This is a genomic window from Pseudomonas sp. W15Feb9B (assembly GCF_000828175.1).
Lineage (GTDB): Bacteria > Pseudomonadota > Gammaproteobacteria > Pseudomonadales > Pseudomonadaceae > Aquipseudomonas > Aquipseudomonas parakoreensis.
In genome coordinates, this window is sequence record NZ_JTKF01000009.1 from 74,704 (window position 1) to 96,249 (window position 21,546).

The 21,546-nt window shown below is 58.3% G+C and carries 26 protein-coding genes and 1 tRNA gene; 19 read left to right on the plus strand and 8 right to left on the minus strand.

The features are described 5' to 3' along the window. Window positions 1-18 precede the first annotated feature (18 nt). The 6 genes from OC71_RS06800 to OC71_RS06825 are packed head-to-tail and all read left to right on the plus strand — an operon-like array spanning window position 19 to window position 5,986. Entirely contained in the window at window positions 19-1,572 is a 1,554-nt protein-coding gene (locus tag OC71_RS06800) for a sugar ABC transporter ATP-binding protein (RefSeq protein WP_041066114.1), read from the plus strand. Further along, entirely contained in the window at window positions 1,569-2,546 is a 978-nt protein-coding gene (locus tag OC71_RS06805) for an ABC transporter permease (protein WP_041066117.1), read from the plus strand. Before OC71_RS06800 ends, OC71_RS06805 begins: the two co-directional genes overlap by 4 nt. A 3-nt stretch (window positions 2,547-2,549) precedes the next feature. Further along, complete coding sequence (locus OC71_RS06810) at window positions 2,550-3,569, plus strand: LacI family DNA-binding transcriptional regulator (protein WP_041066120.1); 1,020 nt, start codon at window positions 2,550-2,552, stop codon at window positions 3,567-3,569. Window positions 3,570-3,593: 24 nt separating this feature from the next. Beyond that, complete coding sequence (gene rbsK / locus OC71_RS06815; protein WP_041066122.1) at window positions 3,594-4,511, plus strand: ribokinase; 918 nt, start codon at window positions 3,594-3,596, stop codon at window positions 4,509-4,511. Beyond that, the gene (rbsD, locus tag OC71_RS06820) at window positions 4,508-4,912 is read left to right on the plus strand and encodes a D-ribose pyranase (RefSeq protein WP_041066125.1); all 405 of its coding nucleotides are present in this window, start codon (window positions 4,508-4,510) and stop codon (window positions 4,910-4,912) included. Before rbsK ends, rbsD begins: the two co-directional genes overlap by 4 nt. 45 nt (window positions 4,913-4,957) lie before the next feature. Then, on the plus strand, window positions 4,958-5,986 hold the full coding sequence (locus OC71_RS06825; RefSeq protein ID WP_041066127.1) for a nucleoside hydrolase: 1,029 nt from the start codon (window positions 4,958-4,960) through the stop codon (window positions 5,984-5,986). Window positions 5,987-6,019: 33 nt separating this feature from the next. Here OC71_RS06825 and OC71_RS06830 read toward each other — a convergent pair whose 3' ends face one another. Next, window positions 6,020-6,232, minus strand: coding sequence for a hypothetical protein (locus tag OC71_RS06830; RefSeq protein WP_041066331.1), 213 nt, complete (start codon window positions 6,230-6,232; stop codon window positions 6,020-6,022). 132 nt (window positions 6,233-6,364) lie between these two features. Here OC71_RS06830 and OC71_RS06835 point away from each other — a divergent pair, with 132 nt between their 5' ends. Both OC71_RS06835 and OC71_RS06840 read left to right on the plus strand, forming a co-directional pair. After that, the gene (locus OC71_RS06835) at window positions 6,365-6,670 is read left to right on the plus strand and encodes a hypothetical protein (protein WP_041066130.1); all 306 of its coding nucleotides are present in this window, start codon (window positions 6,365-6,367) and stop codon (window positions 6,668-6,670) included. Window positions 6,671-6,838: 168 nt separating this feature from the next. Further along, the gene (locus tag OC71_RS06840) at window positions 6,839-7,156 is read left to right on the plus strand and encodes an I78 family peptidase inhibitor (protein ID WP_041066133.1); all 318 of its coding nucleotides are present in this window, start codon (window positions 6,839-6,841) and stop codon (window positions 7,154-7,156) included. A 72-nt stretch (window positions 7,157-7,228) separates the two neighbouring features. Here the strand turns inward: OC71_RS06840 and OC71_RS06845 are convergent, their stop codons facing one another. Together OC71_RS06845 and OC71_RS06850 are read right to left on the minus strand one after the other, a co-directional pair. Beyond that, entirely contained in the window at window positions 7,229-7,441 is a 213-nt protein-coding gene (locus OC71_RS06845) for a cold-shock protein (protein WP_003179963.1), read from the minus strand. Between the two features lie 292 nt (window positions 7,442-7,733). Next, window positions 7,734-8,033 (minus strand): hypothetical protein, encoded by a 300-nt coding sequence (locus OC71_RS06850; protein WP_041066136.1) that lies wholly within the window; start codon window positions 8,031-8,033, stop codon window positions 7,734-7,736. A 379-nt stretch (window positions 8,034-8,412) separates the two neighbouring features. On the opposite strand from OC71_RS06850, the gene thrS reads away from it, so the two are divergent. The 9 genes from thrS to OC71_RS06895 all read left to right on the plus strand — a co-directional run bounded on the left by thrS (window position 8,413) and on the right by OC71_RS06895 (window position 15,865). Beyond that, the gene (gene thrS / locus OC71_RS06855) at window positions 8,413-10,335 is read left to right on the plus strand and encodes a threonine--tRNA ligase (protein WP_007961251.1); all 1,923 of its coding nucleotides are present in this window, start codon (window positions 8,413-8,415) and stop codon (window positions 10,333-10,335) included. Next, complete coding sequence (infC, locus tag OC71_RS06860; RefSeq protein WP_170929410.1) at window positions 10,335-10,886, plus strand: translation initiation factor IF-3; 552 nt, start codon at window positions 10,335-10,337, stop codon at window positions 10,884-10,886. Before thrS ends, infC begins: the two co-directional genes overlap by 1 nt. 60 nt (window positions 10,887-10,946) lie before the next feature. Continuing rightward, window positions 10,947-11,141, plus strand: a complete 195-nt coding sequence (rpmI, locus tag OC71_RS06865) for a 50S ribosomal protein L35 (RefSeq protein WP_002553160.1) — start codon at window positions 10,947-10,949, stop codon at window positions 11,139-11,141. Between the two features lie 28 nt (window positions 11,142-11,169). Beyond that, window positions 11,170-11,526, plus strand: a complete 357-nt coding sequence (gene rplT, locus OC71_RS06870; protein ID WP_002553161.1) for a 50S ribosomal protein L20 — start codon at window positions 11,170-11,172, stop codon at window positions 11,524-11,526. A gap of 109 nt (window positions 11,527-11,635) precedes the next feature. After that, window positions 11,636-12,652, plus strand: a complete 1,017-nt coding sequence (gene pheS, locus OC71_RS06875) for a phenylalanine--tRNA ligase subunit alpha (protein ID WP_003226365.1) — start codon at window positions 11,636-11,638, stop codon at window positions 12,650-12,652. 26 nt (window positions 12,653-12,678) lie between these two features. Then, a complete protein-coding gene (gene pheT, locus OC71_RS06880; RefSeq protein ID WP_041066169.1) occupies window positions 12,679-15,057 on the plus strand; it encodes a phenylalanine--tRNA ligase subunit beta in 2,379 nt (792 codons plus the stop codon). A 3-nt stretch (window positions 15,058-15,060) separates the two neighbouring features. Beyond that, the gene (gene ihfA / locus OC71_RS06885) at window positions 15,061-15,363 is read left to right on the plus strand and encodes an integration host factor subunit alpha (RefSeq protein WP_002553164.1); all 303 of its coding nucleotides are present in this window, start codon (window positions 15,061-15,063) and stop codon (window positions 15,361-15,363) included. Next, window positions 15,344-15,700: a MerR family transcriptional regulator gene (locus OC71_RS06890; protein WP_003179985.1), complete on the plus strand. Its 357-nt coding sequence runs from the start codon at window positions 15,344-15,346 to the stop codon at window positions 15,698-15,700. The genes ihfA and OC71_RS06890 overlap by 20 nt, the downstream gene beginning before the upstream one ends. Window positions 15,701-15,788: 88 nt before the next feature. After that, window positions 15,789-15,865 (plus strand) — tRNA-Pro (locus OC71_RS06895). A 100-nt stretch (window positions 15,866-15,965) separates the two neighbouring features. Here OC71_RS06895 and OC71_RS06900 read toward each other — a convergent pair. Both OC71_RS06900 and OC71_RS06905 read right to left on the minus strand, forming a co-directional pair. Further along, window positions 15,966-16,169: a hypothetical protein gene (locus tag OC71_RS06900; protein WP_041066334.1), complete on the minus strand. Its 204-nt coding sequence runs from the start codon at window positions 16,167-16,169 to the stop codon at window positions 15,966-15,968. Between the two features lie 70 nt (window positions 16,170-16,239). Next, window positions 16,240-16,515 (minus strand): hypothetical protein, encoded by a 276-nt coding sequence (locus tag OC71_RS06905; protein ID WP_041066175.1) that lies wholly within the window; start codon window positions 16,513-16,515, stop codon window positions 16,240-16,242. Between the two features lie 166 nt (window positions 16,516-16,681). Here OC71_RS06905 and OC71_RS06910 point away from each other — a divergent pair, with 166 nt between their 5' ends. Beyond that, entirely contained in the window at window positions 16,682-17,011 is a 330-nt protein-coding gene (locus tag OC71_RS06910; RefSeq protein ID WP_041066178.1) for a hypothetical protein, read from the plus strand. A 57-nt stretch (window positions 17,012-17,068) separates the two neighbouring features. Here the strand turns inward: OC71_RS06910 and OC71_RS06915 are convergent, their stop codons facing one another. Further along, window positions 17,069-17,482, minus strand: a complete 414-nt coding sequence (locus tag OC71_RS06915) for a VOC family protein (protein ID WP_041066181.1) — start codon at window positions 17,480-17,482, stop codon at window positions 17,069-17,071. Between the two features lie 203 nt (window positions 17,483-17,685). Here OC71_RS06915 and OC71_RS06920 point away from each other — a divergent pair, with 203 nt between their 5' ends. Then, window positions 17,686-19,497, plus strand: coding sequence for an ABC transporter ATP-binding protein (locus OC71_RS06920; RefSeq protein WP_041066184.1), 1,812 nt, complete (start codon window positions 17,686-17,688; stop codon window positions 19,495-19,497). Here the strand turns inward: OC71_RS06920 and OC71_RS06925 are convergent. Continuing rightward, window positions 19,494-20,438 carry an alpha/beta hydrolase gene (locus tag OC71_RS06925; protein ID WP_041066187.1) on the minus strand — a complete coding sequence of 315 codons (945 nt, stop codon included), beginning with the start codon at window positions 20,436-20,438 and terminating at the stop codon, window positions 19,494-19,496. The two genes, OC71_RS06920 and OC71_RS06925, sit on opposite strands and share 4 nt — an antisense overlap. 109 nt (window positions 20,439-20,547) lie before the next feature. Continuing rightward, on the minus strand, window positions 20,548-21,546 hold the full coding sequence (locus OC71_RS06930; protein WP_041066190.1) for an NAD(P)H-quinone oxidoreductase: 999 nt from the start codon (window positions 21,544-21,546) through the stop codon (window positions 20,548-20,550).

A 21,546-nucleotide genomic window follows, 5' to 3' on the forward strand; every position in this document is an offset into this window, starting at 1 on the left:
AGCGCATGGAGAGTTTTTATGTCAGTTTCCGCCCCGAACGCTGTCCTCTCGGTCAGCGGTATCGGTAAGACCTATGCGCAACCGGTGCTCACGGGCATCGACTTGACGCTGATGCGCGGTGAAGTGCTGGCGCTGACCGGTGAGAATGGTGCCGGTAAAAGCACGCTGTCGAAGATCATTGGTGGTCTGGTTACGCCGACCACAGGCCAGATGCAGTTCCAGGGCAAAGACTACCGCCCCGGCAGCCGTACCCAAGCTGAAGAGCTGGGCGTGCGCATGGTCATGCAAGAACTCAATCTGCTGCCGACCCTGTCGGTGGCGGAAAACCTGTTTCTCGACAACCTGCCCAGCAACGGCGGCTGGATCAGTCGCAAGCAATTGCGCAAAGCCGCCATCGAAGCCATGGCGCAGGTCGGTCTCGATGCGATTGATCCGGACACTCTGGTCGGCGAGTTGGGTATCGGGCATCAGCAGATGGTCGAGATCGCGCGCAACCTGATCGGCGATTGTCATGTGCTGATTCTTGATGAGCCGACGGCCATGCTCACTGCCCGTGAAGTTGAAATGCTCTTTGAGCAGATCACCCGTTTGCAGGCGCGTGGCGTTGCGATCATCTATATCTCCCACCGCCTGGAAGAGCTGGCGCGCGTCGCGCAACGCATTGCTGTGCTGCGCGACGGCAATCTGGTCTGTGTCGAGCCGATGGCCAACTATAACAGTGAGCAGTTGGTGACCTTGATGGTCGGCCGTGAGCTGGGCGAACACATTGACATGGGCCCGCGCAAGATTGGCGCGCCAGCCCTGACGGTCAAGGGCCTGACCCGCTCCGACAAGGTGCGCGATGTTTCCTTTGAAGTGCGTGCTGGCGAGATTTTCGGGATTTCCGGGCTGATCGGCGCCGGGCGCACTGAATTGCTAAGGCTGATCTTCGGTGCCGACCTGGCCGACAGCGGCACGATCGCGCTGGGTTCGCCGGCGCAGGAGGTCAGTGTGCGTTCGCCGGTTGATGCAGTGAAACACGGCATCGCCCTGATCACCGAAGACCGCAAGGGTGAAGGCCTGCTGCTCAGTCAGTCGATCAGCGCCAACATTGCTTTGGGCAACATGCCGGAAATTTCCCGGGTCGGGGTCGTCAATAACAGCAACGAAATTTCCTTGGCGCAGCGTCAGATCAACGCCATGCGCATCCGCAGTTCGAGCCCGACCCAATTGGTTTCCGAGCTGTCTGGCGGCAATCAGCAGAAGGTCGTGATCGGTCGCTGGCTGGAGCGTGATTGCTCAGTGCTGTTGTTCGACGAGCCGACTCGCGGCATTGATGTGGGTGCCAAGTTCGATATCTATGCCTTGCTGGGCGAGTTGACACGTCAGGGCAAGGCGCTGGTGGTGGTATCCAGTGACCTGCGCGAGCTGATGCTGATCTGCGACCGTATCGGCGTTCTGTCGGCAGGGCGTTTGATCGACACCTTCGAGCGCGACAGCTGGACCCAGGATGATTTGCTTGCTGCCGCGTTCGCCGGCTACCAAAAACGTGATGCGCAGCTCAATGAAGCGGCGCCTAGGGAACTCCCATGAAAACTGCATCTTCTGCCGGCAAACGTGGTGGCAATTTCTACGGTCTTGGCACCTATCTGGGCCTGGCGGGTGCCTTGTTGGCGATGGTGGCGTTGTTCTCGGTCATGAGCAGCCACTTTCTGTCCTATGACACCTTCAGCACGCTGGCCAACCAGATCCCCGATCTGATGGTGCTGGCGGTGGGCATGACCTTCGTACTGATCATCGGCGGCATCGACCTGTCGGTCGGTTCGGTGCTGGCGCTTGCCGCCTCCACAGTCAGCGTAGCGATTCTCGGCTGGGGCTGGAGCGTGTTGCCGTCCGCTCTGCTTGGAATGGCGGTAGCTGCACTGGCGGGTACGGTGACCGGTTCGATCACTGTGGCGTGGCGTATTCCGTCATTCATCGTTTCGCTCGGTGTGCTGGAAATGGCCCGTGGCCTGGCGTATCAGATGACCGGTTCGCGCACCGCCTACATCGGTGATTCGTTTGCCTGGCTGTCGAACCCGATCGCCTTCGGTATCTCGCCGTCGTTCATCATTGCCTTGCTGGTGATCTTCATTGCGCAAGCGGTGTTGACCCGCACCGTGTTCGGTCGCTACCTGATCGGCATCGGCACCAACGAAGAAGCGGTGCGTCTGGCCGGGATCAATCCAAAACCGTACAAGATTCTGGTGTTCAGCCTGATGGGGCTGCTCGCGGGCATCGCCGCGCTGTTCCAGATTTCCCGTCTGGAAGCGGCGGATCCGAATGCCGGCTCCGGCCTCGAACTGCAAGTGATCGCTGCGGTGGTCATTGGTGGCACCAGCCTGATGGGGGGGCGTGGTTCGGTGATCAGCACCTTCTTCGGCGTGTTGATCATTTCGGTGCTGGCCGCCGGTCTGGCGCAGATCGGTGCGACCGAGCCGACCAAGCGCATCATCACCGGTGCGGTGATCGTCATTGCGGTGGTTCTCGATACCTATCGCAGTCAACGCGCCAGTCGACGGGGCTAAGTCATGGCAACGATCAAGGATGTGGCGGCGCTCGCGGGGATTTCCTACACCACGGTTTCTCACGTGGTGAACAAGACGCGCCCCGTCAGCCAGGAAGTGCGGTTGAAGGTCGAGGCGGCCATCAAAAGCCTCGATTACGTGCCAAGTGCCGTGGCGCGTTCACTGAAAGCCAAGACCACTGCGACCATTGGCTTATTGGTGCCCAACAGCCTCAACCCGTATTTTGCCGAGTTGGCTCGGGGTATCGAGGATTACTGCGAGCGTAACGGCTATTGTGTGATCCTTTGCAACTCTGACGATAACCCGGAAAAACAGCGCAGCTATTTGCGGGTGCTGCTGGAGAAGCGCATTGACGGCCTGATCGTCGCCTCCGCCGGTGGCGACATCGGGCTCGCGCAAGGGCTGGCCGGGGTGAAAACGCCGATGGTCATCGTCGACCGTGGACTGGATGGCGTGGACGCCGATCTGGTGCGCATCGACCATGAATATGGCGCTTATCTGGCGACGCGGCACCTGCTGGAGCTGGGCCATCGCGACATCGCCACCATCGGTGGTCCGTCGAGCACCAGCGTGGCGCAAATGCGTCAGGCCGGTTTTTGTCGGGCGCTGCAGGAGGCGGGCATCACCGTGCGGCCCGAACGCATGCTGGAAAGCGATTTCACCAGTACCGGTGGCTACAACGCGGCGGCGATCCTGCTTGAAAGCAATCCGCCGAGCGCGATCTTCGCCGGAAACGACATGATCGGTATCGGTGTGCTGCGTGCGGCGGCCGAGCGCAATGTGCGCGTGCCAAGCGAGCTGTCGGTGATCGGCTTCGACGATATCCAGATGAGCCGTTATGTGTACCCGGCGCTGACCACCGTTGGTCAGTCGATCCTGCAGTTGGGCGAGATGGCTGCCGAAGTGCTGCTGCGAAGGATTGCTACCCCGAGTCTGGTCACCGATCAACGAATCGTGACCCCGAGTATTGTCTTGCGCGAATCGACTGCACCGCTGTCAGGCGTGTTCACCGAGTACCGCTGAAATCGAATTGACGAGTAGTGATGTATGCCAGCAAATGTAGTGGTAATAGGCAGCCTGAACATGGATCTGGTCACCCGGGCGCCACGGCTGCCAAAGGGTGGTGAAACGCTGATCGGTCATTCCTTTGCCACCGTTTCCGGCGGCAAGGGCGCCAATCAGGCAGTCGCTGCTGCGCGCCTGGGTGCGCAGGTGGCGATGGTCGGCTGTGTTGGCAACGATGACTACGGCGTGCAATTGCGCGACGCATTGCTGGCCGAGCAGATCGATTGTCAGGCGGTGAGCACGGTTGCCGACTCCAGTGGCGTGGCGCTGATTGTGGTCGATGACAACAGTCAGAACGCCATCGTGATCGTCGCTGGCGCCAACGGTGCAATGACCCCGGCGGTGATTGACCGTTTTGATGCGGTGCTGCAAGCGGCCGACGTGATTATCTGCCAGCTGGAGATCCCGGACGCAACGGTGGGGCATGCGCTCAAGCGAGCGCGTGAGCTGGGCAAAACCGTGATTTTAAACCCGGCGCCGGCCAGTCGTCCGTTGCCGGCAGACTGGTTTACCGCCATCGATTACCTGATTCCCAACGAAAGCGAAGCCGCTGCGTTGAGCGGGTTGCCAGTCGATTCGCTGGAGGCCGCAGAAAGCGCTGCCAGCCAGTTGATCGCCATGGGCGCGGGCAAGGTCATCATTACCCTCGGTGCGCAAGGTTCGCTATTTGCCAATGGCAAAGGTTTCGAGCATTTCCCGGCGCCCAAGGTGAAGGCGGTCGATACCACCGCCGCGGGCGATACCTTTGTGGGTGGTTTTGCCGCAGCGCTCGCCAGTGGCAAATCCGAGGCTGAGGCGATCCGTTACGGGCAAGTCGCTGCAGCGTTATCTGTGACCCGGGCCGGCGCACAGCCTTCCATTCCCACCATGTCCGACGTACAGGCGTTCAAACCCGCATGAAAAAGACTCCTTTGCTCAACGTCGCGTTGTCGCGGCTGATCGCCTCCCTGGGGCATGGCGACATGGTGGTGATCGGTGACGCCGGACTGCCGGTTCCTCCTGGCGTTGAATTGATCGATTTGGCGCTGACCCACGGCGTTCCGGATTTCGTCAGTACCCTGAAAGTCGTGCTCAGCGAGATGCAGGTGGAAAGCCATGTGCTGGCCAACGAAATCCTCGACAAGCAGCCGACCGCCCTGGTTGTGCTGGACGAGTTGCAAGAAGAGGGCGCCCTCGGTCGGCGCGATCTGCTGACGCATGAGCAATTCAAGGTCCTTAGCCGACAGGCACGGGCGATTGTTCGTACAGGCGAATGTCAGCCGTACTGCAACATCGTGCTGGTGGCCGGAGTAACGTTCTAATCGGATTTTCGACCCTTTCATTTTCATCAGCACAAGGAATGCGCCATGCACCGCTATGCTCAAAAACTCCATCAATTGCTTCGGAGTCTGCTGCTTTTGTCTTTTATTACCGCCACCAGCGCTCAGGCTGCTGAAAAGATCGACCTGATCATCGACACCGATCCGGGTGCCGACGACGTGGTCGCGTTGCTGTTCGCCCTGGCTTCGCCGGATGAACTGAACATTCGCGCACTGACCACCGTGGCCGGCAACGTACGCCTCGACAAGACGTCGCGCAACGCGCGCCTGGCTCGCGAGTGGGCAGGGCGCGAGGATGTTCCGGTTTACGCCGGCGCGCCGAAGCCGCTGATGCGTACGCCAATCTACGCCGAGAACATCCATGGCAAGGAAGGCCTGTCGGGTGTCACCGTGCATGAGCCGAAAAAAGGCCTGGCCGAAGGCAATGCGGTCAACTACCTGATTGATACCCTGAAAAAAGCCAAGCCGCACAGCATCACCATCGCCATGCTTGGCCCGCAGACCAACCTGGCGCTGGCGCTGATCCAGGAGCCGGAGATCGTTAACGGTATCAAGGAAGTGGTGATCATGGGCGGTGCGCACTTCAATGGCGGCAACATCACCCCGGTGGCCGAATTCAACTTGTTTGCCGACCCGCAAGCGGCAGAAGTGGTACTCAAGAGCGGTGTAAAACTGACCTATCTGCCGCTGGACGTGACCCACAAGATCCTCACCAGCGACGCCCGCCTGAAGCAGATTGCCGCGCTCAACAACAATGCGAGCAAGATTGTCGGCGACATCCTCAACGAGTACATCAAGGGCGACATGGAGCACTACGGCATCCCGGGTGGCCCGGTGCATGACGCTACCGTCATTGCTTACCTGCTCAAGCCGGAGCTATTCACTGGTCGCTCGGTGAACGTGGCCATCGACAGCCGTGAGGGGATCACGTTCGGTCAGACCGTGGTCGACTGGTACGACGGTCTGAAACAGCCGAAAAACGCATTTTGGGTCGAGAATGGCGATGCCCAAGGTTTCTTCGATCTGCTGACTGAGCGTCTGAAGCGCTTGAAGTAAGGCCACGACCCGCAGGTGCAAGCCTGCGGGTTTTTAATCCCTATCCGTGTCCTGCATGCTCTTGTCGTCATGCTGGTACCTCTCGAACACTTGAGCGATAAACGTTTGTGCGCCTTGGGTTCCCATCGTCTTGACCAGCAGATCGATGCTGATCAGCGCCAGCTCCTCCGAACTGCCCGGGCTATACGAACTGTGTCCCTTCGGCCACAAAACCTTGATGTCGGCGGAGATGCTTACGGTGCTCATGAGTGCGCTCGAAAAGTCGGGAATGCCTGAGCGCGAGTTAACCACTTTGTCGGGCGTTTGGCACTGCGACTTAGGCATGGGCGCGCCGCTATGCGACACTTGGTCTTTTCCGGCTGAACCAAGGAATGTGCTGTGCAGATCGATTTGAACTCCCCCGACGGCCTCACACTCGACGCTGTGCGCCAGTTGCTCGCGTCGGCCAGCGATGATGTGCATACGCAGCTGCGTGTGACCAAGGGTGGGATTGCCTATATTTCTTCCGGTGTGACCGGCGGGCAGGATATTGATGGCCTGCTCTTTCGCCTGGAGACCTGGGCCAAGGGTTCGGGGTATGTCGGCAACGTCGCGGCCAGCGATGAAGTCTGGGTGATGCAGATTTTCAATGCGCTGAAAGACAACTGGCCGAATCCGCCGCTCGATTACATCGACGTCTATTGAGCTTCGTTAATATTCGGTGACGATTGTGTGAGGATGCGCTGCACGCTCTTCAGGCAGACTCAGCGTTTTTCCGGATCGTGGGGCAGGGTGGCAGCATTGGTTGTGAAACCAAACGCCAGATTGGCGGTCGCACGATCTCAGCTTAACCATTTGAAAGAAGGAGGCTTCATGCCTTTGAAGTTCGCGTCTCTGGGTGCACTTATGGCCGTTGCCATGTTGGCCGGTTGCAGCACGTCCTCCAGCGAGTCGGCAAAGGATCCTGTGGCGACCGATGCCGGTCACAGCCGCTGTGAAGCAAAGGCAGCGGAATTTGCCATCGGTAAAAAGGCTTCGCCGGAACTGCTCGATCAGGCGCGTGCCAAGTCTGGCGCGCAAAACGCCCGTTTCCTCAAGCCAACCGACATGATCACGCTGGAATACCGCTCCGATCGCTTGAATCTGAACACCGACAACAACCTGGTGGTCACTCGCGTCAACTGCGGTTGATCGCAGAGCGCTTTTGTTGCAGGCATAAAAAACCCCGTCACATGGACGGGGTTTTTTTAGTGCGCCGGGAAATTACTCTGGGCGAACTTGTGCAGCTTGCATACCCTTTTGGCCTTTCTCAGCCACGAAAGAGACGGTCTGGCCTTCTTTCAGGCTTTTGAAACCGTCGGATTCGATAGCTTTGAAGTGTACGAACAGGTCGTCACCGCCACCTTGAGGAGTGATGAAGCCGAAGCCTTTTTCATCGTTGAACCATTTAACGGTGCCGGTTTGGCGATTAGACATGGTGTATCTCCAAGAAACATATATTTTCAGTAGTACTGTGCTGCTCAGGCCAACTGGGCACACCCGGGTATCATAGTCGAAATGTTCGCTTTGGTAGCCCCCCGGACGTGCTGTTTGCTTTCATATTGCATCGATTTCAACCTCTGAAATGTCTGCAAGCCCCGGTTTCAGTGGCTTTTGGCCGAATGAAGAGGGTGTAAAAAAAGCTATAAAACCTGCGTAAATTATCGATTTCGGGGTCTTTTTGGCGGTTTTTGGTCTGCCGGACGCCCGAAAAAACACTCATCAGCGCTTATTTCTGCACTCGGCAAACCGAGATTTCTTTCAGTGCGCGCTGACCCAGTTCACCACTTGGTGGAGTGTTCTTGTCCATCAGTTGCGCGATCTCTTGTGTGGTGAATTTCTTTTCCAGCACATCGGCACCGCAGGCGCAGTGTTTATTGGCTTCGGCTGGATTGACGCTCTTGCTGGCTGCGGCGGTGCAGTCGTTCATGTACTGGGCTTTGACACCGGCAGGCCAGGCCGCGTTGGCGCTCAGCGGCAGTAGCAGGGCCAGCGGGGCCGCGTAAGCAAAAAGTCGGATAAGGCGCATGTCGGAAACTCCTTGGGTTGATATCGGCGACGATTCTCAGCTTATTTGAGGCAAAGCGTATATCCCAAGTTCACTTTGCGCCGCAAAAATGCACAAATATTCAGCACTGAAAATCCTTCGACTCGATGACCGCTCATCTGTGCTAGCATGCCGGGCTCAAGCGTTCTCAGGCTCCGGATGGCCTTCAGCCCCGAAGCGGTCAGCGTGCGAAACCCTGATTTGAATCCCAGTCACTCTGGTTCGGTTTTCCGGTTGGCCGCAAGGCTCCTGCCGCTGTAAGGCAGGCGTTCGTCATTGAATGGCCTGGATCGGATCTTGTACTGGCTCATCCCAACCCACGTGACCTTTGGTAGGGGTCACCACTAGGAGAGGAGGCGCCATGCCAACTATTACTCTTCCCGACGGCAGTCAACGTTCATTCGATCACCCGGTTTCCGTAGCCGAGGTCGCCGCATCCATTGGTGCCGGTCTGGCCAAGGCCACCGTGGCCGGCAAGGTCAACGGCAAGCTGGTCGACGCCTGCGACATCATTGACAGCGACGCGACGCTGCAAATCATCACGCCAAAGGATGAAGAGGGGCTGGAGATCATTCGCCACTCCTGCGCGCACCTGGTTGGCCATGCGGTCAAGCAGCTGTACCCGACTGCGAAAATGGTCATCGGCCCGGTTATCGATGAAGGCTTCTATTACGACATCGCCTTCGAGCGTCCTTTCACTCCGGACGACATGGCCGCCATCGAACAGCGCATGCATCAGCTGATCGACAAGGATTACGACGTCATCAAGAAAGTCACTCCGCGCGCCGAAGTGATCGAAGTGTTCAAGGCCCGCGGCGAAGACTACAAGCTGCGTCTGGTCGAAGACATGCCGAACGAGCAGGCCATGGGCCTGTACTACCACGAAGAATACGTCGACATGTGCCGCGGCCCGCACGTGCCGAACACTCGCTTCCTTAAATCTTTCAAGCTGACCAAGTTGTCCGGTGCCTACTGGCGCGGTGATGCCAAGAATGAGCAGCTGCAGCGCGTTTACGGTACTGCCTGGGCAGACAAGAAGCAGCTGGCGGCTTACATCCAGCGCATCGAAGAAGCGGAAAAACGCGATCACCGCAAGATCGGCAAACGCCTGGGCCTGTTCCACACCCAGGAAGAAGCACCGGGCATGGTGTTCTGGCACCCGAACGGCTGGACCCTGTATCAAGTGCTCGAGCAGTACATGCGCAAAGTGCAGCGTGACAACGGCTATCTCGAGATCAAGACGCCGCAAGTCGTTGACCGCAGCCTGTGGGAGAAATCCGGGCACTGGGCCAACTACGCCGACAACATGTTCACCACCGAGTCGGAAAGCCGCGACTACGCCATCAAGCCGATGAACTGTCCGTGCCACGTGCAGGTGTTCAACCAGGGCCTGAAGAGCTACCGCGAGCTGCCGATGCGTCTGGCCGAGTTCGGTGCCTGCCACCGTAACGAGCCGTCGGGTGCGTTGCACGGCATCATGCGGGTGCGTGCGTTTACTCAGGACGACGCCCACATTTTCTGCACTGAAGAGCAGATGCAGGCCGAATCCGCAGCGTTCATCAAGTTGACCATGGACGTTTACCGCGACTTCGGCTTCACCGATGTCGAGATGAAACTGTCCACTCGTCCGGAAAAACGCGTAGGTTCCGACGAGCTGTGGGATCGCGCCGAAGCAGCACTGGCTGCAGCCCTTGATTCCGCGGGTCTGCCGTATGATCTGCAGCCGGGTGAAGGTGCGTTCTACGGTCCGAAAATCGAGTTCTCGCTGAAAGATTGCCTCGGTCGCGTCTGGCAGTGTGGTACCTTGCAGCTCGATTTCAACCTGCCTGTCCGTCTCGGCGCCGAATACGTCTCCGAAGACAACAGCCGCAAACACCCAGTGATGCTGCACCGGGCGATCCTCGGTTCGTTCGAGCGTTTCGTCGGGATTTTGATCGAGCATTACGAAGGTGCATTCCCTGCGTGGCTGGCGCCAACCCAGGCAGTGATCATGAATATCACTGATAAACAGGCAGATTTCGTCGCTCAGGTTGAAAAAACTCTCAACGAAAGCGGATTTCGTGCCAAGTCCGACTTGAGAAATGAAAAGATCGGCTTTAAAATCCGCGAGCATACTTTGCTCAAGGTTCCCTATCTTTTGGTTATCGGAGATAAGGAAGTCGAGATGCAGACTGTCGCTGTGCGTACTCGTGAAGGTGCTGACCTGGGCTCGATGCCCGTCGCCCAGTTCGCTGAGTTTCTCGCGCAAGCGGTTTCCCGGCGTGGTCGCCCAGATTCGGAGTAATTATTATTAAGCGTGAAATGAGACAAGATAAACGAGCTGCACCGAAAGCCCCGATCAACGAGAATATCTCGGCACGCGAGGTTCGGTTAATTGGCGCTGATGGCGAGCAGATTGGCATCGTCTCGATTGATGAAGCGCTTCGTATTGCTGAAGAAGCAAAGCTTGATCTGGTAGAAATCTCTGCTGACGCAGTCCCACCGGTTTGCCGGGTGATGGACTACGGCAAATCGATCTTCGAAAAGAAGAAGCAGATTGCAGCAGCGAAGAAAAACCAGAAGCAGATTCAGGTAAAAGAAATCAAGTTTCGTCCAGGGACGGAGGAAGGGGATTACCAGGTAAAACTGCGCAACCTGGTACGTTTCCTGAGTGACGGGGACAGGGCCAAGGTATCCTTGCGATTCCGCGGCCGTGAGATGGCCCACCAGGAGCTGGGGATGGAACTCCTCAAGCGGGTTGAAGCTGACCTGCTCGAGTACGGTTCGGTCGAACAGCATCCTAAGATGGAAGGACGCCAGCTGATCATGGTCATCGCCCCGAAAAAGAAGAAGTAATCAACAGGGCACGGCAGGCCTTCTGATTATGTTTATCAACTGAATGCGGAGTATCCGAACATGCCAAAAATGAAAACCAAAAGTGGTGCTGCTAAGCGGTTTCTGAAAACTGCTAACGGTATCAAGCACAAGCACGCTTTCAAGAGCCACATCCTGACCAAAATGTCGACCAAGCGTAAGCGTCAACTGCGCGGTAGCAGCTTGCTGCATCCGTCTGACGTGGCAAAAGTCGAGCGCATGCTGCGCCTTCGTTAATTTTAGTCAAGAATAGAGGAAGTAACTCATGGCTCGTGTAAAGCGTGGCGTCATTGCCCGTAAGCGTCACAAAAAAATTCTGAAACTTGCTAAAGGCTACTACGGCGCACGCTCCCGCGTATTCCGTGTTGCCAAGCAAGCGGTAATCAAGGCAGGCCAATACGCCTACCGTGACCGTCGTCAGAAAAAACGTCAGTTCCGCGCTCTGTGGATCGCTCGTATCAACGCTGGTGCTCGTGTTAACGGTCTGTCCTACAGCCGTTTCATTGCTGGCCTGAAAAAAGCGTCCATCGAGATCGACCGTAAGGTTCTGGCTGATCTGGCAGTGAACGAAAAAGCGGCGTTTGCTGCGATTGTCGAGAAAGCTAAAGCCACCTTGGCTTAAGTACCCCCGACAGTCACCCGGCCCCACCTCTGTGGGGTCAGGTGTTAAACGTCATAAATAGGGGAAGAGCCTTCAAGCTCTTCCCCTATTTTGTATCTGGAGTCTGTACATGGAAAACCTGGATGCGCTGGTCTCTCAAGCACTAGAGGCTGTGCAAAGCGCTGAAGATATCAATGCCCTGGAGCAAATCCGGGTTCAATACCTTGGCAAAAAAGGTGAATTGACTCAGGTGATGAAGACCCTGGGGAATTTGCCGGCAGAAGAGCGTCCGCAAGTCGGTGCCCTGATCAACGTTGCCAAGGAACGTGTCACAGGCGTTCTCAATGCGCGCATGGCTCTGTTTGAAGAAGCCGAACTGGCTGCCAAACTGTCTGCCGAATCCATTGACGTGACGTTGCCGGGCCGTGGCCAGACCTCCGGTGGTCTGCATCCGGTGACCCGGACTCTGGAACGAGTCGAGCAGTTCTTCACCCGCATCGGCTACGGCATCGCCGAAGGCCCTGAGGTCGAAGACGACTATCACAACTTCGAAGCGCTCAACATCCCAGGCCACCACCCGGCCCGGTCGATGCATGACACCTTCTATTTCAACGCGAACATGTTGCTGCGCACCCATACCTCGCCAGTACAGGTCCGCACCATGGAGTCCAAGCAACCGCCGATCCGCATCGTCTGCCCAGGCCGTGTGTATCGCAGCGACTCCGATATCACCCACTCGCCGATGTTCCACCAGGTCGAAGGCCTGCTGGTCGATCGCGATATCAATTTCGCCGATCTCAAAGGCACCATCGAAGAATTCCTGCGGGTGTTCTTCGAGAAAGAGCTGGCCGTACGTTTCCGTCCTTCTTACTTCCCGTTCACCGAGCCATCCGCTGAAGTCGATATGGAATGCGTGATGTGCAGCGGTAAAGGCTGCCGCGTCTGCAAGCAGACCGGCTGGCTGGAAGTCATGGGCTGCGGCATGGTCCACCCGAACGTGCTGCGCATGTCCGGCATCGATCCGGAAGAGTTCTCCGGTTTTGCTTTCGGTATGGGCGTCGAGCGTCTGGCCATGCTCCGTTACGGCGTGAACGACTTGCGTCTGTTCTTCGACAACGACTTGCGGTTCCTCGCGCAATTTCGCTAGTCGTAACGAATTCTTAGGAGAGCAGGATGAAATTCAGTGAACAATGGCTGCGTGGCTGGGTTAGCCCGCAGGTAAGTCGCGACGAGCTGGTTGCTCGTCTGTCGATGGCGGGTCTGGAGGTCGATAGCGTGACCCCGGCCGCCGGTGTATTCAGCGGCGTGGTCGTCGGCGAGGTGCTGAGCACCGAGCAACACCCTGATGCCGACAAGCTGCGTGTGTGCCAGGTCAGCAATGGTGCGGAAACCTTCCAGGTCGTGTGCGGTGCGCCAAACGTGCGTCCGGGCCTGAAGATTCCGTTCGCCATGATCGGTGCCGAACTGCCGGGCGACTTCAAGATCAAGAAGGCCAAACTGCGCGGCGTCGAGTCCAATGGCATGCTGTGCTCGCAAGCCGAGCTGCAGATTGGTGAAGGCAACGACGGTCTGATGGAGCTGCCGGCCGATGCGCCGGTGGGCGAAGATTTCCGTGTGTATCTGGATCTGGAAGACGCCAGCATCGAGGTCGACCTGACCCCGAACCGTGGCGACTGCCTGTCGCTGGCCGGTCTGGCCCGTGAAGTGGGTGCGCTGTACGCCGCTCCGGTTACCCGTCCGGTGGTCATGGCGATTCCGGCTGTGCACGACGAAGTACGTCCGGTAGACGTGCTGGCGCCTGCCGCTTGCCCGCGTTACCTGGGGCGTGTCATCCGTAACGTTGACCTGTCCAGGCCGACCCCGCTGTGGATGGTTGAACGACTGCGCCGCGCCGAAGTGCGCAGTATCGACGCTGCCGTCGACATCACCAATTACGTGATGCTCGAGCTGGGTCAGCCGCTGCACGCGTTCGATCTCGCCGAAATCAACGGTGGCATCCGCGTGCGTATGGCGGAAGACGGCGAGAAGCTGGTGCTGCTCGACGGTCAGGAAGTCAGCCTGCGTAGCGATACGCTGGTGATTGCCGACCATACTCGCGCTCTGGCGATTGCCGGCGTAATGGGGGGCGAACACAGCGGTGTGTCCGCGACTACGCGCGACGTTTTCCTGGAAAGTGCGTTCTTCGACCAGATCGCTGTGGCTGGCAAGGCTCGCTCCTACGGCCTGCACACCGACGCTTCGCATCGTTATGAGCGTGGTGTGGACTGGCAACTGGCCCGTGAAGCCATGGAGCGCGCCACTGGCCTGTTGCTGGAAATCGCCGGTGGTGAAGCCGGCCCGATCATCGAGACCGTCAGCGAGCAACACCTGCCGTCGATCGCGCCGATCACCCTGCGTGCACAGCGCATCACCCAGATGCTGGGGATGGAAATGGATTCGGCGCAGGTCGAGCGTCTGCTCAGCGCCCTGGGCCTGAAGATCTCCGCTGATGGAGCAGGGCAGTGGCGCGTAGAAGTGCCAAGCCATCGCTTCGACATCAGCCTGGAAGTCGATCTGATCGAAGAGCTGGCGCGTCTGTACGGCTACAACCGTCTGCCGGTTCGTTACCCGCAAGCGCGTCTGGCGCCACAAGCCAAAGCTGAAGCGCGCAGCGAGTTGCCTGAGTTGCGTCGTCTGTTGGTTGCCCGTGGTTATCAGGAAGCGATCACTTACAGCTTCATCGATCCGAAGCAGTTCGAACTGTTCAACCCGGGCGTTGAGCCGCTGCTGCTGGCCAATCCGATTTCCAATGACATGGCTGCCATGCGCTCGTCGCTGTGGCCGGGCCTGGTCAAGGCGTTGCAGCACAACCTGAACCGTCAGCAGGATCGTGTGCGTCTGTTCGAAAGCGGTCTGCGCTTCATCGGTCAGCTGGAAGGTCTGAAACAAGAGCCGATGCTTTCGGGTGTTGTTTGCGGCAGCCGCCTGCCGGAAGGTTGGGCACAGGGTCGCGACAGCATCGATTTCTTCGATGTGAAAGCTGACGTCGAAGCGGTGCTGGGTTATGCCGGTGCGTTGGGCGCCTTCACTTTCACTCCGGGCAAACATCCGGCGCTGCACCCGGGTCAAACCGCGCGCATTGAACGTGATGGGCGTGAAGTCGGCTTCATCGGTGCGATTCACCCTGAACTGTCCAAAGCCTTGGGCCTGGATCGTCCGGTATTCGTCTTCGAGCTGGTTTTGGCTGAAGTCGCTTCCGGAAAAATGCCGCAATTCCACGAGTTGTCGCGTTTTCCTGAAGTGCGTCGTGACCTTGCACTGATCGCGCACAAAGACGTCGCGGCCTCGGCTGTACTCGACGTAATTCGTGAAAATGCAGGCGAATGGCTCACGGATCTCAGGCTGTTTGACGTGTATCAGGGTAAAGGCATTGATCCTGATAGAAAAAGCCTTGCAGTTGGCTTGACCTGGCAGCATCCATCGCGCACTCTTAATGACGATGAGGTGAATTCGACGACGCAAAATATCCTCACCTCGCTCGAACAAAGGTTGAACGCCACGTTAAGGAAGTGACGTATGGGGGCTTTGACGAAAGCTGAGATGGCGGAACGTCTGTATGAAGAGCTGGGCCTGAACAAGCGGGAAGCCAAGGAATTGGTCGAGCTGTTTTTCGAGGAAATCAGGCACGCTCTTGAAGACAACGAGCAGGTCAAATTGTCCGGTTTCGGCAATTTCGACCTTCGGGACAAACGCCAGCGGCCTGGCCGCAACCCGAAAACGGGGGAAGAAATCCCGATCACGGCTCGCCGTGTGGTCACCTTTCGTCCAGGGCAGAAGTTGAAGGCCCGAGTTGAGGCTTATGCTGGAACCAAGTCATAACGACGAACTACCCGTCATCCCGGGCAAACGCTACTTCACCATTGGTGAAGTCAGCGAGCTGTGTGCGGTAAAACCACACGTGCTGCGCTACTGGGAGCAGGAGTTTCCTCAGCTCAATCCCGTCAAACGCCGCGGAAACCGCCGGTATTATCAGCGCCAGGACGTGCTGATGATCCGGCAGATCCGCGCGCTCCTTTACGATCAGGGGTTCACCATCGGCGGCGCGCGCCTGCGTTTGTCCGGCGATGAAGCCAAAGACGACACCACCCAATACAAGCAAATGATCCGCCAGATGATCGCTGAGCTTGAAGATGTGCTGGTGGTGCTCAAGAAATAAAAAGCTGCGTTTGAATACTTCCAGTTTTCAAAAGCTTGCGCTATATTCTTGAGCGCTCTTCGAGATGAAGGGCAGGTTCCAAACTAGTCGGGGCGTAGCGCAGTCCGGTAGCGCACTAGCATGGGGTGCTAGGGGTCGAGTGTTCGAATCACTCCGTCCCGACCATATATTTCAATGACTTAGGCCAATGTTGATGACATTGGCCTTTTTCATGCGCGTGAGTTTTGCGGGACGACTATGCTGTGCGCAGCCAAAAAGCCACGCCTCAGTGCAGAACCCTCCGGCTCTCACCAATCCTGATTCGGTCCAGGGCCCGGTTTAATGCATCCAGTGCATCCAGAAGCGCCTTTGCCTCTGCCTCTCGGCCATCGCCCCATAAACGTTCCGCCATTTTGTTCAGGGCCTGGATCGAGCGTTCGATGTCAGCGGCGGTCGCGGGTGCCTGGGTTTGCGCTTCTTTGCTGGGCATACTTTCATTCATCTGCAGGGGATTGGCGATGCCCAGCATGATCGGCGTTCGTTGTCGGTCAATCCAGTGGTTACTGCTTGGGCTTGCGCTGAATATCTTCCGAGTCGCTGGAAGTTGCCGCGTCTTTCTCGGTTTCATTCGATTCTGCGCCCGAGTTCGAACCTGAGGCTTCTTCACCTTTCTTGTTGGCTTTTTCTTCGTTTGATTCAGATGTGTTGCTGGATTGGTTGACGCCTGGGATGGCCGTGGGCGGTGCGGCCGATCCTGCTTTCTCGGTTGCCAGTGTCAAGGCAGAGCCAGCCAGCATCAGGCTAGCAAGCATCAGGGTTGCAATCTTGTTGTCCATTTTTCCGGCCTTGGGTGAGGGGTGTATCGCATTGGAGGCACCAGGCGCACCAAGGTGCTGCTCATTGGACGAACGGCTGGCTTTGCGCGCATGCGGCAATTTGCTGGCCCCCAGGTCTGAGCTTCCCCGGCAAACTCGCCTTTTTTCAAAAGGTTAGGTTGGCTATATGCGGACGATTGTCATAACCGTTGCAACGCTTTCCCTGGCTGCCTTTGCTTCGGCCATTGAAGCGAAGGAGTTGAGCAAGAGTCATCGTTTTGCCTGTACCTGGGGCTCGGACATCGCTGCCGGGGCGCAACAGTCGAAGCTCTCGGGGATCTCGTTGTATGGCGCGCGCAAGCAGTTGCAGGTGCGCAAGTTCCAGCAACCGTGGATGCGCATGACGGCGATGGGCATTACCGAGCAGACCTACAACAGCACCTCGAAGCTCAAGCCGGCGGCAGTCAAGCAAACCTACTACGAACAATGTGTGCGGCATGAGCTGGCCCAGCGATAAACTCAAAAGCCCAACCTGAAACGGTTGGGCTTTTTCATGCCTGACGAAACGTCAGCGTCACTTGTCGCTCTCGCAATTGACCATCCAGGAGACCCCAAAGCGATCGACCAGCATGCCGAAACGGGCGGCCCAGAACGTCGCCTCCAGCGGCATATCGACGCGACCGTCTTTGGCCAGCGCATCAAACACCCGTTTGGCTTCGGCGATGCTGTCGACGTTGAGGGAGATCGAGCAACCGCTCATGCCGCCGGTTGGGCGGTCGGGCGTGGTGTCGGAGGCCATGATCATCTGGTCGCCGACTTTCAGGCAGGTGTGGATGACCAGGTTGTGGTGCTCTTTCGGTACTTGTGCGGCGGCGGGTGTTTCGCCGAAAGTCATCATCGCTTCGAGTTTGCCCTGCAAGGCTTGTTCGTAAAAAGTGAAGGCTTCGCGGCAGTTGCCGTTGAAGATCAGATAGGGATTGATTCGCATGGTTGCGCTCCTGGCAGTAGGCGCGGAGAGAGGCGATTTTCGCCAGGTTCCGCGAAAGGCGGTTAAAAACATAGCAGAGCTTTGGACGTCGTAACGGCCGGAGTTTTTCCAGATGTTTTTCTTCTGAAAACGCTGCGCTTCAGCACGGATAAACCCTGCGGAGTACCATGACACCGTGTAAGACCTGTCGAGCTTGATCTGCCATGCCTTTGATTTCCCGCTTCAACGCCCTGTTCGATCAAACCCGGCGCGCCTTGCTATTGGTTTGGGCGACATCACGCGGGTTGTTTCTGGGGCTGGTGTTGGCGACCCTGATTGCCGGTGTGCTGCCGGCGCTGGCCGCGTGGCTGGGGCAGCGTATTGTCGATGCGGTGGTGACCGCGATGCAGTTGCACGCGCAGCAGGGCGATGCACCGCTGTGGCCGGTGTTGCGTTATGTCCTGTTGGAAGCGGGGGTATTGGCGTTATTGTCCGGCACGCAAAGGGCATTGTCGGTCCAGCAGTCGCTACTGCGGGTGCAGTTGGGGCAGAAGGTCAACACGCTGATTCTGGAAAAGGCCCAGACCCTGTCGCTGGTGCAGTTCGAGAACTCCGAGTTCTACGACAAGCTGGTGCGCGTACGCCGCGAAGCCTCGACTCGACCGCTGGCGTTGGTGATGAAGTCGCTGGGACTGACCCAGAACCTGATCATGCTGATCAGCTTTGGTGTGCTGTTGGTGCACTTTTCGCCGTGGGCACTGCTGTTGCTGGTGATCGGCGCGTTGCCGGTGTTCTTTGCCGAGGCACATTTTTCCGGCGATGCTTTCCGCTTGTTTACCCGCCGGGCCCCGGAAAGTCGGCAGCAAAATTACATCGAAACCTTGCTGTCCCACGAGGCCTATATCAAAGAGGTCAAGTTGTTCGGCTTTGCGCCGTTGCTGCTGCAGCGTTATCGGGACACGTTCGCCAAGCTCTATGCCGAGGACCGGCGGCTGACCTTGCGTCGCGATGGCTGGGGTTTTGGTCTCGGCTTGCTCGGCACCGGGGCGTTCTACCTGGCTTATGCGTGGGTGGTGATCGATGCCGTGCACGGCAATATCAGTCTCGGCCAAATGACCATGTACCTGGTGTTATTCAAGCAGGGGCAAAGCGCGGTCAGTAGCAGTCTGAGCGCAATCAGTGGCTTGTATGAAGACGGTTTGTACCTGTCGAACCTTTACGAATACCTGGCTGAACCGGTGCTGGCCGATTCCGGTCATCTCACCGTCGGCGCGCACCCGGGTGATGGCCTGCGCTTTGAAAACGTTGGTTTTCGATATCCGGGCGCTAATCGCGCGGCACTGGAAGGCATTGATCTGCACCTCGTGCCGGGCAGGAGCGTGGCGCTGGTGGGAGAGAACGGTTCAGGCAAGACCACCCTGATCAAACTGCTGACCCGCCTGTATCGGCCGGATCAAGGGCGCATCCTGCTTGATGGCAGTGACTTGCAGGATTGGGAAGAGACCACTTTGCGCCGGCGCATCGGCGTGATTTTCCAGGACTACATCCGCTATCAGTTCACCGTGGGTGAAAATATCGGCGTTGGCGATACCCTGGCGTTCAATGAAGAATCTCGCTGGAAGGCTGCGGCTACCGAAGGCATGGCCGCGCCGTTCATTGAAGGGCTCGACCGCGGCTACGCCACACAGTTGGGCCGCTGGTTTGCTGGCGGTCAGGAGTTATCGGGCGGGCAATGGCAGAAGATTGCCTTGTCCCGGGCCTACATGCGCCGCGATGCCGACATCCTGATTCTCGACGAACCGACCTCGGCCCTGGATCCGGCAGCGGAAGCGGCAGTGTTCGAGCATTTCAGCCAGCACACCGAAGGTCGCATGACCCTGCTGATTTCCCATCGTTTTTCCAGTGTGCGCAACGCCGATCAGATCATTGTGCTGGAGGCCGGACGGATATTGGAGCAGGGCGGTCACGACAGCCTGATTGCCGCCAATGGACGCTACGCCAAGCTGTTCGATCTGCAGGCTCGCGGCTATCGCTAGGAATCCTGTGCGCTGCGGGCCACTGCCGGCCCGGCCACGCGCGGCGCGGGTCTGGACTGCATCAGCGCATCGATCGCCTTGCGATAATTCTGTCCGCCCAGCGCCATGCTGTTGTTGTGGGTTGCGCCTGGCACCAGCAGCAGTCGTTTCGGTTGTCGGGCGGCGTTGAACAGTTGCTCGCTGAAGCGTGGCGGTACGAACGCGTCGGCCATGCCGTGCACCACCAACAGCGGCATGTGAATCTCGGCGATCTTGTCGATGGAGTCGAATTTCTGCGACAGCAGCCAGCGCACCGGCAGCGAGGTATTGGCCACGGCGGCGGCCACGTCGGCGAGTGAGGTGAAGGTCGACTCGATCACCAGCCCCTTGACCGGTAGCGGTGTATGGTCCCGCGCGGCGTCCTGGCCGAGCTCTGCCGCCAGATCAATGGCCACGGCACCGCCTAGCGAGTGACCGTAAATCAGGCGTTTATTCGGGTCGGGCTGCAGCAGTTTGAAACGTTCCCACGCCACACGGGCATCTTCGTACACGCTGCTTTCCGAAGGCAGATCACCCTTGCTCTGGCCGAAACCACGATAGTCGATGGCCAGTACCGAGTAGCCGGCCGCGCGCAACTGCTCGATGCGGAACAGTTGTCCGGTGAGATTCCAGCGCACGCCATGCAGATAGAGAATGGCCGGTGCATTGGCTTTGTCCGCCGGCCACCACCAGGCATGAATATTCTCCCCGGCCCTGAAACTCCTGGGCTGCAGGTCGAGCTCCTGTACGCTGTCCGGCAGGCCGTGATACCAGCCGGCCGTGCCCGGTTCGATGCGAAACAGCAGTTTGCGCTCGGTGTGTTCGAGCACCGCACAACTCGTCGGCACGCCAATGATCAGCGCAGCCATGCAGGCGAACGCCAGACGGCGACGACGCAAACGGGTCATGAAGGACAGGAACATTAAACGGTTCACCACAGCGCAGACAAAGAAGGCTTTTTACCAGAAGGCTCGGTCTGCGCGTGACTTTTTCGACCACCGTGCGCCCTTAACGATTACAAAATGCTGCGGCTCAATTCACCCGCAGAACGATTTTGCCGATGTGGTCGCCACCCTCCATGCGCGCATGCGCCTGGGCCGCATCGTTCAGCGAATAAACCTTGTCGATGATCGGCAAGCAGCGCCCGGCGGCCAGCGCTGGCCAAACATGTTCGCGCAGTTGCCCGGCAATCTCGGCCTTTTCCTCTGCGGTGCGCGCTCGCAGCAATGAGCCAGTGATCACCGCACGCTTGGCCATGATCGCCAGCAGGTCGATGTCGTTGGCCTTGCCACCACCAAGAAAGCCCAGCATCACCAGCCGGCCATCCATCGCCAGCGCGCTGACATTTGCGTTGAGGTACGAGGCGCCCATGATGTCGAGAATCGCGTTCACCCCTTGGCCTGCAGTTTTTTCGGCGATGACCATGGCGAAATCCTGTTCGCGATAATTGATCGGCTGCCCACCCAGTTTGCTGATTGCCGCGCATTTATCGGCACTGCCGGCGGTGGCAAAGGCTTCGATGCCGAACTCGCGGCACAGCATCAGCGCGGTGGTGCCGATGCCGCTGGTGCCACCGTGGATCAGCACGCGCTGACCACGTTGGGCGTTGCCGAGACCGAACAGGTTGGCCCACACGGTAAAGAACGTTTCGGGGATCGCGGCGGCCTGCACCCAGTCCAGACCTTCGGGGATCGGCAAGGTTTGCCCGGCCGGCACCGTGCAGTATTCAGCGTAACCGCCGCCGTTGGTCAGCGCGCAAACCTTGTCCCCCACGGCAAACTGACTGACACCGGCACCCAGCGCCACCACTTCGCCGGCCACTTCCAGACCGGGGATCGGGTTCATGCCCGGCTTCATCGGGTATTTGCCTGCCCGTTGCAGGGCGTCGGGGCGATTGATCCCGGCGGCATGCACGCGAATCAGCACTTCACCGGCTGCGGCGACGGGCAGGGGCACACGCTTGGCTTGCAACACTTCGGGGCCACCAGGTTGAGTGATTTCGATACGGGTCATTTCGCTGGGCAAAGTCAT